The following is a 15426-nucleotide window of genomic DNA, read 5'->3' on the forward strand; positions in this document are numbered from 1 at the left end:
GTCGGCTTCGGGCCCCCGGCGCCCTTCGGGATGGCCGGGGGCTTTGTCATGTGCGGGCCCGGGGAGCGGGGCCCGTGGCCGCCGCCGGGCAGGTGGTCAGGCGGTCGCGGAGCGGTACTTGCGTACCGCGAGGGTGCGGAAGACGACGACGATCAGGACCGAGTAGATCAGCGAGGCCCACACCGGGTGCTGCATCGGCCAGGCGCCCGAGGCGGACTGCCCGGGGTTGGCGAACAGCACGCGGGCCGCCTGCACGGTGGCGCTGAACGGGTTCCACTCGGCTATGTGGCGCAGCCAGGGCGTCATGTTGGCGGTGTCCACGAACGCGTTGGAGATGAAGGTGACCGGGAAGAGCCAGACGAGCCCGCCGGAGGTGGCCGCCTCCGGGGTGCGCACGCTCAGGCCGATCAGCGCGCCGATCCAGGTGAAGGCGTAGCCGAGCAGGAGCAGCAGTCCGAACGCGGCGAGGACGCGGCCGGGGTTCGTGCCGCCGTCGGAGCCGGTCCGCCAGCCGACCAGCAGCGCGACGATCGCGAGGACCAGCACCGTGAGCGCCGTCTGTACCAGGTCGGCGAGGGTGCGGCCGGTCAGCACCGCGCCGCGCGCCATGGGCAGGGAGCGGAAGCGGTCGATGAGCCCCTTGTGCATGTCGTCGGCGATGCCGGCGCCGGAGCCCGCGGTGGCGAAGGTGACGGTCTGCGCGAAGATGCCGGCCATCAGGAAGTTCTTGTAGTCGAGCGCGCTGGTGCTGGCGCCGATCTTCATGGAGCCGCCGAACACGTAGGTGAACAGCACCACGAACATGATCGGCTGGATCAGCCCGAAAATTAACATTTCAGGGATTCTGGACATGCGGATCAAGTTGCGCCGGGCAACGATCAGCGAGTCCCTGACGGACCGGCCGACGGCGTTGCCGGGTGCGGTGGCGGGCGCGGCCTCGGTGACGGCGCTCATTTCACGGCCTCCTTGCCGTTCCGTTCGTTGCGTTCGCTTCGTTCGTCGCGGGTTTTCCGCTCGCCCGGCGCGTCCGGCTGGTCCCCGTCGGCGCCCTGGGCCGCGTGTCCGGTCAGGGACAGGAAGACGTCGTCAAGGGTCGGGCGGCGCAGCCCGATGTCGTCGATCCCGATCCCGCGCGTGTCCAGCTCGCGGATGATCTCGGCGAGCAGCTTGGCGCCGCCGGTGACGGGCACCGTGAGCCGGCGGGTGTGTTCCTCGACTGCGGTCTCGCCCTTGCCGAAGCCGCGCAGCACCTCCGCCGCGGTCGCCATGCGCTCCCGGTCCTGCACCACGACCTCGACGCGCTCGCCGCCGGTGCGGGCCTTGAGCTCGTCGGAGGTGCCCTGGGCGATCACCCGGCCGTGGTCGACGACCGCGATGTCATGGGCCAGGTGGTCGGCCTCCTCCAGATACTGCGTGGTGAGCAGCAGTGTCGTACCCCCGGAGACCAGCTGCTTGATGACCTCCCACAGCTGCTGGCGGTTGCGCGGGTCGAGGCCCGTCGTCGGTTCGTCCATGAACATCACCGGCGGGGAGACCACGAGGGCGGCGGCGAGGTCCAGCCGGCGGCGCATGCCTCCGGAGTACGTCTTGGCGGGGCGGTCGGCGGCGTCCACGAGGTGGAACTGCTCCAGCAGCTCCGCCGCGCGGGCCTTGGCCGCCTTCGCCCTCATTTGGTACAGCTGCCCGACCATCTGCAGGTTCTCCCGGCCGGTCAGGTACTCGTCCACCGCCGCGAACTGACCGGACAGGCCTATGGAGCGGCGCACGGCGTCGGGGTGGCGCAGCACGTCCACGCCCGCGACGACCGCCTTGCCGCTGTCGGGGCGCAGCAGCGTCGTCAGGCAGCGGACCGCCGTCGTCTTGCCGGCGCCGTTCGGCCCGAGCAGGCCGAGGACGGCGCCCTCGGGCACGTCCAGGTCGACGCCGTCCAGCGCCCTTACGTCGCCGAAGGTCTTCACCAGGCCTTCGGCATAGATGGCCCCTGGCATGTCTGTCTCCACCTCGTCGGGGATCGCGGATTTTCGGGACGGACTCTTCGCAAAAGCTAGGCGTGTTCGCCTGGAGGCGCGCGCCCTTTTCTCTCACCGGCACGGGGCGCCACCCGGCATGGGCACGAACGGACGGTCCGGCACCCACACGAGATACCGTAACGCGATGTATCGCGTCTCTCAAGAGCCTTCACCCGAAAGGGTGGTTGGCCGTCGGGGTCGGTCGCCGGGGCCGACCGGGGCCGACCGGGCCGGCCGTCGGGGCGGGCCACCGGGCGTCAGACGTCAGCCGTCAGCCGTCAGGCGTCAGGCGATGACCGGGTAGCCGGCGTCCCGCAGGGCCCGGCCGAGCTCCGCGCAGTGCGCCGGGCCCTTGGTCTCCAGGTGCAGCTCCACCTCCGCCTCGGTGAGCCCGAGGCGCGGGTCGGTGCGGACGTGGCTCACGTCGAGGACGTTGGCGTCGGCCGCCGACAGCACCCCGAGGAGCGTGGCGAGCGCACCCGGCCGGTCCGTCAGCCGCAGCCGTACGGCCAGATAGCGGCCCTGCGCGGCCATACCGTGCCGCAGCACGCGCTGCATCAGCACCGGATCGACGTTGCCGCCGGAGAGCACCGCGACGACCGGTCCCTCGAAGGTCTCCGGCGCGGCCAGCAGCGCGGCGACCGGGCTCGCCCCGGCCGGCTCCACGACCAGCTTGGCCCGCTCCAGGCAGAGCAGCAGCGCCGCCGACAACTCGTCCTCGCTGACCGTGCGCACCTCGTCGACCAGCTCGCCGACGATCCCGAACGGCACCACGCCGGGCCGCCCCACCCTGATGCCGTCGGCCATCGTCGCCGGGTTCCGCAGCGACACCGGGCGCCCGGCGGCCAGCGAGGGCGGGTAGCAGGCAGCGCCCTCCGCCTGCACGCCGACGATCCGGACGTCCGGCCGCAGCGCCTTGACCGCCACCGCGATCCCCGCCGCGAGCCCGCCGCCGCCCATGCCGACGACTATCGTGCGCACCTCGGGGCACTGCTCCAGGATCTCCAGGCCGACCGTGCCCTGACCGGCGATCACGTCCGGGTGGTCGAAGGGGTGGATGAACACCGCGCCGGTCCGGGCCGCGTACTCCTCGGCGGCGGCCAGCGTCTCGTCGACCACCTGGCCGTGCAGGCGCACCTCGGCGCCGTAGTCCCGGGTCGCGCTCACCTTCGGCAGCGGCGCGCCCTGCGGCATGAACACCGTGGCGTGCACGCCCAGCAGCGAGGAGGCCAGCGCCACGCCCTGCGCGTGGTTGCCGGCGCTCGCGGCCACCACACCGGCGGCCCGCTCCTCCGGCAGCAGCCCGGCGATCCGCACGTAGGCGCCGCGCAGCTTGAACGAGCCGGTGCGCTGGAGGTTCTCGCACTTCAGGTGCACCGGCGCGCCGACCAGCCGGGACAGGTACCGGCTGCCCTCCAGCGCGGTCACCCGGGCCACGCCCGACAGCATCTTCCGGGCGCCGCGCACATCGTCGAGGGTGACGGAACGCAAGGAATCGGCCGTGCGGTAGCTCATATCACCAGCATCGCAGTTCACATTCGCGCACGACGGATGTGACCAAGCTGCGAGACCGGTTCGCACAGCGCCGGTACGGCCCGGCTCCCGGCCGCGTACCCTGTCCCCCAACCCCAGCAGCCTCATGAAGTGAGCCTCCGGCCATGCCCACAACACCAGGAATGTCGATGGACATGACGACCGTCGGTGACACCGGTCTTCTCGACACCCTTCAGCACGAGGTGGCGCTGTTCGCCCGCCGTGCCGAGCAGACGCGGCTCGGCGGCCTGGGTCAGGTGCGCAACTCCATGGACCGTGCCGCGTATCTGCTGCTCAACCGCCTCGACAAGGAAGGCCCGATGGGGGTCAAGGCGCTCGCGGCGAGCATGGGCATCGACTCCTCCACGGTCACCCGGCAGGTGGCACCCCTGGTCGACACCGGGCTGGTCAAGCGCACCTCGCACCCGGAGGACGGGCGGGCGGTGGTGCTCCAGCTGTCGCCGCGGGGTGCCGCCCGGCTGGAGGAGGTGCGCTCGTCCCGGCGTCAGCTCATGGCCGAGCTGACACACGACTGGGCGCCGGAGGAGCGCGAGCAGTTCTGCACGCTCCTGACCCGCTTCAATCACGCGCTCTCGGCGCGGATGGCGGTGCAGGGCGTTCCGGCGGCGGAGCAGCCTTCGGCCTCCTGAGCCGCGCGTCGCACCCGAGAGGTCCGACGTCTTGACCCCGGGCCGCCCCTGGCTTGATATGAGACCGGGTCCGGACGGGCCCCGTCGGGGGGAGGCGCGGTGCGTGATCGGCAGTCGGCCCGCGGTGAGCGCCGGTCCCGGGAGTTCGAGGCGTTCGTGGCGGGCGCGGCGGGACGCCTACTGCACGCGGCCACGCTGCTCACCGCGGAGGCACCGGACGCCAACCCGCGCGCGCGGCGCCTGCTGACGCTCGCTCTGGCCCACACCTACGCCCGCTGGGACGGGCTGCGCGGCGACGACCCGTACGACTGTGCCCGCCGGTACCTCGTCACCCGCTTCGCGCACACCGCCTGGCACCGCCACGGCGCCTTCGGCCCCGCCCGGACCGGTGCGCGCGGGCCGCTCGCCGGGCTCACCCCGCGGGAGCGGCTGGTACTGGTCCTGCGGATCTACGAGGGGGTGGCCGAGGAACGGACGGCGGCGCTGCTCGGTCTGCCCGCGGAACGCGTCCACACCATCTGCGACCGCGCGACGGCGACCGTCCTGCACCCCGCCCGGCCGGGTTCGGCGGACCGGACGGTCACGAAGGCGGCCCCGTCATGACCGGCTCCGTCATGACCCGCTCCGTCATGACCGGCTCCGCCATGACGGGCACCGCCGGAACCGGCCACCATCGCCTGCCCGGCCGTTCCGCGGCAGGCGGACGGGTGTGTGGGTGCTTCCTGAGGCCGGTGGCGGGATGCGCCGTCGCCGGTGGCGCGGAACGCGCGGCGGCGCGGGCTCACCACCGCCCCACGTGCGCGTGCCTGGGCGCGGGGAGGCCCACGGACGGCGCCGGCGTACCGCTGCCCGGACGTGCGGACGGTGCCGCCGCACCGCCGCCCGGGCCCGCGGACGGCGTCGTATCTCCGCCCGGACCTGCGGACGGTGAGCTGACGTCGCCCGGGCCCGCGGGCGGTGCCGCACGGCCGCCCGGACCTGCGGACGGTGCCGCACGGCCACCCGGACCTGCGGGCGGTGCCGCACGGTCGCCCGGGCCCGCGGGCGGTGCCGCACGGTCGCCCGGGCCTGCGGACGGTGCCGTACCGCTGCCCGCACCCGGGAACGGTGCCCTCGGGCCGCCCCCACCCGCGAACGGTGCCCTACCGCCGCTCCGCCCGGCCGCCGGTGCGGTGTCGCCGACGTTCCCGCCCGGCCGGCGCCGGAGGTCCTGGTGAGGCGGGAAGAGCGGGAGGCCGCCGTGCGGGCGGTCATGGAGCGGGCCGTGGTGCCGGTGCCGCCCGGGCTGTGCGCGGACGCGGTGCTCCGCGGGGACCGTCTGCTGCGGCGCAGGCGGCTCGCGCGCCGGGCGCTGTGGCTGCTGGCGTGCGCGGCGGTCCTCACGTTCACCGTGTGGGCGGCCGACGCCCGCCCCTGGGCGGAGCCGCCCTCGCGGACGACTCCACCGGTCACCGGCCGGTGACCCCGGTGACTAGCCGAGGGCCTGCTTGAGGTCCTCCAGCAGGTCCTCGACGTTCTCGATGCCCACGGACAGGCGCACCAGGTCGGCGGGGACCTCCAGCTGGGAGCCGGCCACGGAGGCGTGCGTCATCCGGCCGGGGTGCTCGATCAGAGACTCGACACCGCCGAGGGACTCACCGAGGGTGAACACCTTGGTACGGGCGCACACCTCCAGCGCGGCCTCCTCGCCGCCCGCGACGCGGAACGACACCATGCCGCCGAACGACCTCATCTGCTTGGCGGCGACCTCGTGGCCGGGGTGGTCGGGCAGGCCCGGGTAGTACACCTGCGTCACGCGCGGGTGCCGGGTCAGCATGTCGGCGACCTTCGTGGCGTTCTCGCCGTGCCGGTCCATGCGCACCGCGAGGGTCTTGGTGCCGCGCAGCACGAGCCAGGAGTCGAAGGGGCCGGCCACGGCGCCCATCGCGTTCTGGTGGTAGGCCAGCTCCTCGCCCAGCGCCTGGTCGGCGACGACCAGCGCACCGCCGACCACGTCCGAGTGGCCGCCCATGTACTTCGTGAGCGAGTACACGACGACGTCCGCGCCGAGTGCCAGCGGCTGCTGGAGGTAGGGGGTGGCGAAGGTGTTGTCGACGACGAGCTTCGCGCCCGCGTCGTGGGCGACCTGGGCGACGGCGGCGATGTCGGTGATGCCGAGCAGCGGGTTGGAGGGGGTCTCCACCCACACGGCCTTCGTCTTCGGGGTGATCGCGGCCCGTACGGCGGCCGGGTCGGCGGTGTCGGCGACGGACCACTCCACGCCCCAGCGGGTGGCCACCTTGGCGAAGAGCCGGAAGGTGCCGCCGTAGGCGTCGTCCGGGATCACCACGTGGTCACCGGGGCCGAGGAGCGTACGCAGCAGCGTGTCCTCGGCCGCCAGGCCGGACGCGAAGGCGAGGCCGCGGCGACCGCCGTCCAGCGCGGCGAGATTCTCCTCCAGCGCGGTGCGGGTCGGGTTGGCGCTGCGGCTGTACTCGTAGCCGCCCCGCAGCCCGCCGACGCCGTCCTGCTTGTAGGTCGAAACCTGGTAGATCGGCGGGACGACCGCGCCGGTGAGGGGGTCCGCGGTGTTGCCCGCGTGGATTGCGAGGGTCTCGAAGTGGTCGCTGATGTGCCTGTCGCTCATGTGCATCGAGCGTAATGCGCCCGGCCGGTTCCCGGCGCCCGGCGAGAGGTGTTCGCCAGGTTCTGCAATGTTGATGTCACGCTGTGACCGGAGTTGCTGTCATGCTCTGATCGAGAGTTTTCCACAGGCTCGCGGCGGGGTTGGCTAATTGTCGGCGGGTTCTGGTTCGCTTGAGACATGGCGATTCTCTGGCTGCTGATGGCGCTGCTCATGCTGAGCTTCGTCCTGCTCCTGGTCCTGCGGCGCGGGCGCGGCGGGATCCAGCGGGTTCCGGCGGGGCACCCGGACGCCGCCGACCCGGCGGCCTACGGCTTCCTGCGCGAGGAAGAACTGGACGTGCGCCTGCCCGGCCCGGACGAGGACCTGCTGCGGACCCTGGAACTGGTGCAGCGCACGCAGGACTACCGGGCCGCCGCACAGTTGCTGGCCGGCACCGGGGCCGACGGCGAGCTGCGCTGGCAACGGGTGCAGGCCTTCGCCGGCGCCGCCGCGCTGGAGCTGCGGCAGCGGCCGGGCGGGGTGCACGAGACGCCGGGCGGCCAGTGGCTGCGGGTGTGGCGGGCCGAGCAGCCCAAGGACGCGGGCGGTGCCGCCGTGCACGCGGAGTTCCTGGTGCAGCAGGCCTGGCGGACGGCGACGCCGGGCACGAACGAGTTCCGGATCATCATGGAGGAGGCCCGCAAGACCTGCGCGGAGGCCGCCCTGCTGGCGCCCGGGGACCCGGTGCCGTACGTCATAGAGCTGTCCGTCGCACGCGGGCTGGCCTATTCGCACGCCGAGTTCGAGCAGCTGTGGGCCAAGATCCTCGACCGGGCCCCGTATCACATGGGCGCGCATCTGGCCGCGCTGCACTACTGGTGCGAGAAGTGGCACGGCTCCCGTGAGCAGGCGTACTCCTTCGCGCAGAGCGCCGCGGCCCGCGCCCCGGAGGGTTCGCTGCTCGCCGCGCTGCCGCTGTTCGCGGTGTTCGAGCACCTCCCGGAGGTGAACCTGGTCGCGAGCTTCTACCAGAGCGAGGTCGTCGCCAAGGCGATCCACGGCGCGCTGCACGCGGTGCACTCGGCCGTCCCCGACGACCCGACCCTCCCCCACGTCCGGCACCTGCTGGTCTTCTTCCTGGTCCGCGCCGAGCGCTGGGCGGAGGCCATGGACCAGCTCATACACGTCGACGGGCATGTGGGCGCGCTGCCGTGGACCCTGTCCGAGGACCCGGCCGCCGCGTTCGCCCTCCACCGCGCACTGGCGGTCGCGGGCTACGAGGCCAACGGCGGCAGCCCGGCGAGCCTGCCCGGCTGAGGAAGCACGGGGCTGCTCGAGCGAGCGAACACCGGACCCGCCGCCCTGAGCCTGCCCGAGCGAGCGAACACCGGGCCCGCCGCCCTGAGCCTGCCCGACAGTCGTCCATCGACGCTGGGCGCATCCCCAACCACACCCACCTCCTCACCCACAGCCGCACCCGTCCTCCTTTACGCACCCCTCACATTGCCCTCCTGACCTGCGGTAAGGCATACTCCGCTTCCCCCCACACCGCATTACCGGCCGCAAAAGCACCACCCGCACCACACGCACTACCAACACCGCTCGCGCCGACCAGCCATCGGCCGGTGCGGCCTTCATGTCCTTTTTCACCGCTTCGTCATGTCCCTTTTCCGGGGTCCTGTGGGGGGATCTGCCCGATGGGCGCAACGCTGCGCGCACTGCGCGCTCTCGTTCTGCTGCTCGGCTTCTATCTGCTGAGCCTCGTCCTGCTCGCCGCGCTGGCCGGCGTCGACGTCCTCGTCTTCAGCTGGGGACACGGCGCGCTCACGGCGAAGGTCGGCTTCGTCACGGTGCTGCTGGCCATCCCCGTGGTCCGGGGCATGCTGATGCTGCGCACCCCGAAGGGCGAGGACCCGCCCGGCCTCCCGGTCACCGACACCGATGAACCCCGGCTGTGGGCGCTGGTGCGCGAGCTGGCCGCGGCGGCCGGCACCCGCGCCCCCGACCGCCTCCTGCTCACCGGCGAGGTCAACGCCTCGGTCAGCGAGGAGCCGCGGCTGCTCGGCCTGCTGCCCGGCCCGCGCCGCCTCACGCTCGGCGTGCCGCTGCTGACCGGCCTGACCGAGGCCCAGCTGCGCTCCGTGCTCGCCCACGAGTTCGGTCACTTCACCGGCGGCGACACCCGGCTGTCCGCGCTGGTGGTGCGCGGGCGCGTGCAGATCGGCCGGGTCATCGGGCAGTTCCACGCCAAGGCGGACGGCAAGGTGGCCGCCGACCGGGCCCGGCAGGAGCAGGCGTCCGCCAAGCGGGTCGCCAAGGGCCGCAAGGCCAAGGAGATCGACACCACCGGTGTCGGGGCGACGTACCGGACGATGGCGCGGATCTACACCGCCTACGGCAAGCTCTATCTGCGTGCCTCCCTGTCCACCGCGCGCGGCCAGGAGTACGCCGCCGACCTGACCGCCGCCCGGATCGCCGGGCGGGACGCGACCGCGTCGGCGCTGCGCGAGATCCCGGCGCTGTCCGCCTCCCACGACTTCTACCTGGACTCCTACGCCACGCTGGGTGTGCACGCCCGGCTGCTGCCGCCGCGCGGCGAGTTCTTCGGCGGCTTCGGCCGGCTGCTGACCGCCCGGGAGCTGGAGCTGGCGGGGCTGCGCGCGGAGCTGCCGGAGACGCCTGCGGGGCCGTACGACTCCCACCCGCCGATCGCCGACCGGGTACGGCGGATCGAGGCGCTGCCCGCCGACGGGCGCACCGACGAGGCCCGGGGCGCGGCGCTGGCGCTGCTGACCGACCCGGAACGCACCCTGGGCGCGCTGGAGGACGCCGTCCTCCTGGACGAACTGCTCGCCTGCCCGCGCGCCGCCGGCTGGGAGGAACTGCTGAACGCCTCGATGGCCGCCGGCCTGGCCACCACCCAGACCCCGCTGCACCGGGCGCTGACCGCGTACACCGGACAGCCGGCCACCCTGTCCGCGCTGCTGGACGTCATCGACGACGGCCGGCTGTGGCGGCTGGCGGAGCGGCTGCCGCTGTCGGAGGAGGCGGCGGCCGCGAAGGGGCGGGCGTTCCGCGAGTTCGTACGGCCGACGCTGCTCCGCTCGCTGCGCACGATGGTGCTGGCCGAGTTCAGCGCCTGTTCACTGCTGAGCTGGGAGTTCTCCTGGACCAGCCCGGCGACCGTACGGCTGCCCGGCTGGGAGGCGGGCACCGGGGACGACAGCCCCGAGGCCGAGCTGGACGCGGCCCTGGAGGCGGCGGTCGCCGACCACCCCGACACCGGCCGGCTGCGCGCCCTGCTGCCGCCGGCGGTCCGGAACGCCTGACCGCCTCACCCGCACGCCCCGCAGGGCCCCCAGACCCACCAGTCCCGCGCCGCCCGCCAGACCCTCACGGCCCGCCAGTCTCACCTGGCCCGCGGGTCCCGCGGGCCCGACCGGCCCCGCAAGCCCCATTCGACACGAACGGACCGACCCGCATGACCGTCCTCTTCTGGATCCTCGGGATCCTGGCCGTCCCTACGGCGATCTTCCTGCTGTGGCTGCTCTGGGTGTTCCTGAAGGAACTCTTCTCGCCGAGCCCCGACGAGGGTGACACCGACGCCGAAGCCGAGGCCGCGCAGGCCGCCAAGGCCGCCGCGAAGCTCGGTCTGCTGCCTGCCGAGCGGCAGGACACCGACCTCGCCGCGCCGCTGCCGGAGCCGTGGACGGCGGCGCTGGCCGCCGTGCGCGGCGGTGACTGGCGGCCCGCCGCCGACCTGCTCGGGGCGGTGGGCCGGGACTGGGAGCGCCGCTCGGCGCTCGCCTATCTGCTGGCCGACCGCGCGGCCGAGGAGGACGCGTGGCTGCTGGCCTGGGAGGCGGCCCGGCCCGACGACCCGGACGCGGCCGTGGTCCGCGCGCGCAGCACGGTGATCCTGGCCTGGAAGATCAGGGGCGCGAAGACGGCGAAGTACACGACCCAGGAGCAGGCCGAGGGTTTCCACCGCACGCTGGTCTCCGCCCGCGAGGAGATCGCGCGGGCGGCGGCGCTGAACCCCGACGACCCGACCCCGTTCGTCGCGGAGATCTGGGTGGCGCTGGGCCTCGGCTACCCGAACGCGCGGATGGACGAGCTGTGGACGGAGATCACCTCGCGTGCCCCGCACCACTACGAGGCGCACTTCTCGGCGCTGCAGTACTGGTGCGCGAAGTGGCGCGGCTCCGAGCGGCTGGCCCGCGAGTTCGCCGAGCGGGCGGCGGCCGGCGCGCCGCTGGGCAGCCTGCTGACCGCGCTGCCGCTGATCGCGCACTTCGAGCACGACGAGTCGGACGACACCGAGGCCGACAACACGCCGGAGATGCGGGCCCGGGTCGAGGCGGCGCTCGCGGACGCGGCGGCGGCCGACCCGTCCCATCCGCGGCTGCCGGAACTGCGTCACCTGCTGGCGTACTACCTGCACCTGCAGGGCCGCAACGAGGCGGCGCTGGAGCAGTTCCGGCTGGTCGACGGGCATGTGAACGCGCTGCCGTGGCGCTACCGCGGTGACATGGCCGACTACTACTGCCGGGTCCGCAACACGGCGGTCGAACTGGCGGAGGAGACGGCGGCGGCGGGGGTCTGACCGGAATGCGCGAGGCGCGAGAGGCGTTGTAGGGGTGCCGGCGCCGCCGAGGCGGCCGGCGCCCAGCCCCGACCGACAGGGAGACCCGATGCTCTTCGGCCGCACGCCCCAGCTGCCCACCCCCGAGCAGGCGCTCAAGGGCCGCCCCGCGCTCGCCTTCGCGGTCCCGGAACGCCACACCGTGCTCGGCACGCCGCTGCTCGGCCCCTACCCCGAGGGCCTGGAGACCGCCGACTTCGGCCTGGGCTGCTTCTGGGGCGCCGAGCGCGAGTTCTGGCAGCTCCCGGCGGGCGTGTTCACGACCTTGGTCGGTTACCAGGGCGGTTACACGGAGAACCCGACGTACGAGGAGGTCTGCTCGGGCCTGACCGGTCACACGGAGGTGGTCCGGGTGGTGTTCGACCCGCGGCAGATCTCGTACGACGACCTGCTGAAGACGTTCTGGGAGTCGCACGACCCGACGCAGGGCTTCCGGCAGGGCAACGACGTGGGCACGCAGTACCGTTCGGCGATCTACACGCACACCCCGGAGCAGGCCGCGGCGGCCAAGGCCTCCCGCGACGCCTACCAGAAGGTCCTGACCTCCTCCGGCTACGGCGAGATCACCACGGAGATCCTCCCGGCCGAGGGTCGTGCCTTCTACCCGGCCGAGGCCTACCACCAGCAGTACCTGGACAAGAACCCGGCGGGCTACTGCGGCCTGGGCGGCACCGGCGTGTCCTGCCCGGTCGGCGTGGCCAGGGCGAACGGCTGATCCAAGCGACTGGGCTTGGGGGAAGACGAGCGCAGGGTGAGCAGCAAGTAGTGGCCGCTCCCACGGTCCAACACCGCGACGTGCCGAGCGGACAACACCAGTGCTGCCCACTCGGCGCGACTCCGCGGGTGCCGTGGCAGACACCCGACTAACACTCAAGTGACCTAGACTGACGGCGACTTGGGGTAAGGGGTGTGTCTGAGTGATTCTTCGGATCGGCATGGCGGGGCCTAGCGAGATCGACGAGTTGCGATCATTCCGAACATGGCTCTTGGAGACGCCCGAAATCCGTCAACACTGCGAGATATCCTGGGTTGCCAGACCACCAACTCTCAACGAAATGGGCGGCGATACGGTCGACGTCCTCCAGCTTGTTACCGACAACTTCTGGCAGGTCAGCACCTTCGCCTTAGCGTTTACCACTTGGCGTCGCACCAGATACAGAGCTTCGACGATAACCATTGAGCACAATGACACAATAGTCACCATAGAGGGAAACGACGAGCAGGCTGCACAGCGAATTGTCAGCGCATTGATGACCGAGCAGGAGCATCGTGATCCTTCCTGACCCGCATCAGTCGCGCGCCATACTCGTAGGCGTCAGCAACTATACGACGATGCCAAAGCTGCCCACAGTGCGAAACAGCGTGGAAGCTCTGAGATATTCACTGACTGGAGCAGCGTCATGGAACCTACCATTCCAGAATTGCATCGCCATCCACGACCCCCGGAACACCGAAGAACTAGTAGATCCCATATTGGAATCTGCTAACGCAGCCAAGGACACACTTCTCCTCTACTACGCCGGGCACGGAGTAAAAGGCCACAACCGAGGTGAACTGCGCCTGACGAGCACCTCGTCCCGTCCGGGCGCCCCCTATACGGCGACCCTCTACGATGACATCCGTGACATCTTGCTCAACTCCTCAGCCAGACGGCGCATCGTCATTCTTGATTGCTGTTACGCAGGCAGCGCGCTCGGCATTATGGCCGACCCAACTCAATCCCTAGCGGATTATGCACTGATCGAGGGGACGTATCTGATCGCAGCCGCCGGCGAAACACAGCCCGCTAGATCAGATGGCGAGAACGGCTTTACCGCGTTCACCGGGGAGCTAATCAACATATTGCGCAACGGAACGCCCGACGCCCACCTGGCATTGCTGGACCTAGACACTGTATTCAATCAGCTGACCCAGGCACTGCGAGCTAAATCACTCCCCACGCCCCAGAGAAGGGTCCGGAACTCTCCCGGAACCCTGGCCATCGCCTGGAATCGGCAATGGATGGAACAGCAACTGAATAAACTCCATGCAGCGAGTGCAAACTCCGACCAGGCGCCCGTAAATACAGCCATCACCGCACCGGAGACCCCCCTTCCGCTGCCCTTTATTGAACTGCCCCCTCCCTCGAAACAGACCGTAGGGAAATCGACCCAGTCGGCCTCGAACACCGATGAAGCGCATCCCACCCCGAACAGGCAATCTTTGCGGGAACGATGGCCTGCAATACTCGAGGCAGTAAAGAACTACAGAAGGTTCACCTGGATCCTACTCAGCCAGAATGCAACAGTCATCGAGTTCACCGAAGACAAACTGCACCTCGGGTTTTCCAACCAGGGAGGCCTTGACAACTACGTAGGCTCCGGCTCCGAGACAGTCCTCAAACGGGCCATCTCTGAAGAATTGGATATAGAGTGCCAAATTCAGGCAACCACCATCGAACCCACCCCACCCCGGGGCGACCGGAGCGTTACTGCACCTCGTAAATCCGGAGAATCAAACTTCACTATCCTTGCCATTGGCGACGAGATAGATCACGATGCGTTTGGGCGCGGTGTCGTACTGTCGACCAACAATAGTGGAGGCTCCGCCGAGGCCACCGTCGACTTCGGAGACGGGAAACCCAAGAGGCTTTTACTTAAATACGCACCGATCGCGAAGGTGACAAGGATGGAGTAAAGCAGCCGCTGACAGCGGGATGGTGTTTTCCCTGCAACGCTTCCAGTCCAAGGCTTCCGCCAACTAACGCGATGGGTGGATCGGCCCCGTTGGACTGTGAGAAGGCGGTGTCTGACAGCTGGTGGCTGCACGAGATACTGCTCGCCGACCGGGGCCGGGCCGGCTCGAAGCATCTCCTGACCACCGACAAGCAGACCTTCTCGCGCTCCTGCTGACCGGTGGCAACCGAAATGACGTAGCCCAGATGCTGCCCTTGCTCGACGCAACCCACCGGTCCGCGGAAAGGCCGGTCGTCCCTGCCACGAGCCGGAACCGCTCTTCGCCGTCCGCGGCTACGACCTATACCACGATCAGGTCAGCGAGAGGGGCATCCTGCCGGCCATTGCCCACCGGGGGACGCCGCACGGCACCGGGCTGGGTCCCTACCGCTGGAGCAGGCCCTCCCCGGTCACCGGCGTAAATATGGCGACGGCCCCGGCTCGCGGCCCGTACATTCGCCCCTTACGTCTGGTGAAGGGGAGGGCATGGGCAGTCCGGTGTTTCTGATCGGTGGGGGCTGGGACCGCGCCGAGGTGTACGAACCGTTTCTGCGCCAGGTGCGCGGCGCGCGGCGGGTCGGGTGTCTGATCGTCGACGAGGGGGACGGGGCGGCGCAGTTCGAGCGGTACGCGGGGGTGCTGTCGAAGGCCGGGCCGGCGTGCGTGCCGGTGCCGCTGCTCGTACCGCTCGGCGGCCGGTTCGAGCCGGAGGCCGCGCTGGACGGGATCGACGGGCTGCTGGTGTGCGGGGGGCTCACGCCCGCGTACCAGGAGGCGCTCGCGGAGTGCCTGAAGCGGCTGCCGGAGCTGCTGGCCGGGCGCGGCCTGCCGTACGCGGGTTTCTCCGCCGGTGCCGCCGTGGCCGCGCGGCGGGCCGTGGTCGGCGGCTGGCTGGTGGACGGGGTGCCGGTGTGCCCGGAGGAGACCGGGGAGGATCTGGCGGAGGTCGAGGTCCGGGCGGGGCTCGGGCTGGTGCCGTTCGCGGTGGACGTGCACGCCGCCCAGTGGGGGACGCTGGCCCGGCTGGTCGCGGTGGTCGGGCGGCGGCAGGCGCCGTACGGGGTCGCCGTGGACGAGGACACGCTGCTCGGCGTCCGGGACGGCGAGGCCCGGGTGTCCGGCGCCGGACGGGTGCACGTGGTGCGTCCCGCCCCGGACGGGGGCGTGACGGTACGGGCGTACGGCGCTGGGGAGGGCTTCGCCCTGCGGTAAGGCGGAAGCGCACCCCGAAGGGGCGCGGGGAACTGCGCGAACAACCACGACGGACCCG

General features: G+C 71.3%; 14 protein-coding genes and 1 pseudogene. 11 read left to right on the plus strand and 4 right to left on the minus strand.

The window, feature by feature from the left end; all coding sequences use genetic code 11:
- Nucleotides 1-96: 96 nt before the first annotated feature.
- The 3 genes from Srubr_RS26825 to ilvA form a co-directional block, all read right to left on the minus strand.
- Nucleotides 97-954 (minus strand): ABC transporter permease, encoded by an 858-nt coding sequence (locus Srubr_RS26825; protein WP_189993766.1) that lies wholly within the window; start codon nucleotides 952-954, stop codon nucleotides 97-99.
- Nucleotides 951-1988 carry an ATP-binding cassette domain-containing protein gene (locus Srubr_RS26830; protein WP_189993777.1) on the minus strand — a complete coding sequence of 346 codons (1038 nt, stop codon included), beginning with the start codon at nucleotides 1986-1988 and terminating at the stop codon, nucleotides 951-953. The genes Srubr_RS26825 and Srubr_RS26830 overlap by 4 nt, the downstream gene beginning before the upstream one ends.
- A gap of 306 nt (nucleotides 1989-2294) precedes the next feature.
- Nucleotides 2295-3524, minus strand: coding sequence for a threonine ammonia-lyase (ilvA, locus tag Srubr_RS26835; RefSeq protein ID WP_189993779.1), 1230 nt, complete (start codon nucleotides 3522-3524; stop codon nucleotides 2295-2297).
- Between the two features lie 161 nt (nucleotides 3525-3685).
- Between ilvA and Srubr_RS26840 the strand changes: the two genes are divergently transcribed.
- The 3 genes from Srubr_RS26840 (at nucleotide 3686) to Srubr_RS26850 (ending at nucleotide 5654) form a co-directional block, all read left to right on the plus strand.
- Nucleotides 3686-4192: a MarR family winged helix-turn-helix transcriptional regulator gene (locus Srubr_RS26840; protein ID WP_189751292.1), complete on the plus strand. Its 507-nt coding sequence runs from the start codon at nucleotides 3686-3688 to the stop codon at nucleotides 4190-4192.
- 99 nt (nucleotides 4193-4291) lie between these two features.
- Nucleotides 4292-4795 carry a sigma factor-like helix-turn-helix DNA-binding protein gene (locus tag Srubr_RS26845; protein ID WP_189993781.1) on the plus strand — a complete coding sequence of 168 codons (504 nt, stop codon included), beginning with the start codon at nucleotides 4292-4294 and terminating at the stop codon, nucleotides 4793-4795.
- A 610-nt stretch (nucleotides 4796-5405) separates the two neighbouring features.
- Nucleotides 5406-5654 carry a hypothetical protein gene (locus tag Srubr_RS26850; protein ID WP_189993783.1) on the plus strand — a complete coding sequence of 83 codons (249 nt, stop codon included), beginning with the start codon at nucleotides 5406-5408 and terminating at the stop codon, nucleotides 5652-5654.
- 9 nt (nucleotides 5655-5663) lie between these two features.
- Here Srubr_RS26850 and Srubr_RS26855 read toward each other — a convergent pair whose 3' ends face one another.
- Nucleotides 5664-6818, minus strand: a complete 1155-nt coding sequence (locus Srubr_RS26855; protein ID WP_189993785.1) for a cystathionine gamma-synthase — start codon at nucleotides 6816-6818, stop codon at nucleotides 5664-5666.
- A gap of 177 nt (nucleotides 6819-6995) precedes the next feature.
- On the opposite strand from Srubr_RS26855, the gene Srubr_RS26860 reads away from it, so the two are divergent.
- The 8 genes and pseudogenes from Srubr_RS26860 to Srubr_RS26890 all read left to right on the plus strand — a co-directional run bounded on the left by Srubr_RS26860 (nucleotide 6996) and on the right by Srubr_RS26890 (nucleotide 15368).
- A complete protein-coding gene (locus tag Srubr_RS26860; RefSeq protein ID WP_189993787.1) occupies nucleotides 6996-8114 on the plus strand; it encodes a hypothetical protein in 1119 nt (372 codons plus the stop codon).
- 380 nt (nucleotides 8115-8494) lie between these two features.
- A complete protein-coding gene (locus Srubr_RS26865; RefSeq protein WP_189993789.1) occupies nucleotides 8495-10126 on the plus strand; it encodes a M48 family metalloprotease in 1632 nt (543 codons plus the stop codon).
- 152 nt (nucleotides 10127-10278) lie between these two features.
- Entirely contained in the window at nucleotides 10279-11403 is a 1125-nt protein-coding gene (locus tag Srubr_RS26870; protein WP_189993791.1) for a hypothetical protein, read from the plus strand.
- Nucleotides 11404-11491: 88 nt separating this feature from the next.
- Complete coding sequence (gene msrA / locus Srubr_RS26875; RefSeq protein ID WP_189993792.1) at nucleotides 11492-12157, plus strand: peptide-methionine (S)-S-oxide reductase MsrA; 666 nt, start codon at nucleotides 11492-11494, stop codon at nucleotides 12155-12157.
- Nucleotides 12158-12359: 202 nt separating this feature from the next.
- Nucleotides 12360-12725: an effector-associated constant component EACC1 gene (locus Srubr_RS26880; protein WP_189993794.1), complete on the plus strand. Its 366-nt coding sequence runs from the start codon at nucleotides 12360-12362 to the stop codon at nucleotides 12723-12725.
- Nucleotides 12712-14118, plus strand: coding sequence for a caspase family protein (locus tag Srubr_RS26885; RefSeq protein WP_268257577.1), 1407 nt, complete (start codon nucleotides 12712-12714; stop codon nucleotides 14116-14118). The genes Srubr_RS26880 and Srubr_RS26885 overlap by 14 nt, the downstream gene beginning before the upstream one ends.
- Nucleotides 14119-14264: 146 nt before the next feature.
- Nucleotides 14265-14550: pseudogene (locus Srubr_RS41025) on the plus strand (transposase); the annotation flags it as partial.
- 92 nt (nucleotides 14551-14642) lie between these two features.
- Nucleotides 14643-15368: a type 1 glutamine amidotransferase family protein gene (locus Srubr_RS26890; RefSeq protein ID WP_189993798.1), complete on the plus strand. Its 726-nt coding sequence runs from the start codon at nucleotides 14643-14645 to the stop codon at nucleotides 15366-15368.
- Nucleotides 15369-15426 lie beyond the last annotated feature (58 nt).

The sequence above is a fragment of the Streptomyces rubradiris genome, assembly GCF_016860525.1.
Lineage (GTDB): Bacteria > Actinomycetota > Actinomycetes > Streptomycetales > Streptomycetaceae > Streptomyces > Streptomyces rubradiris.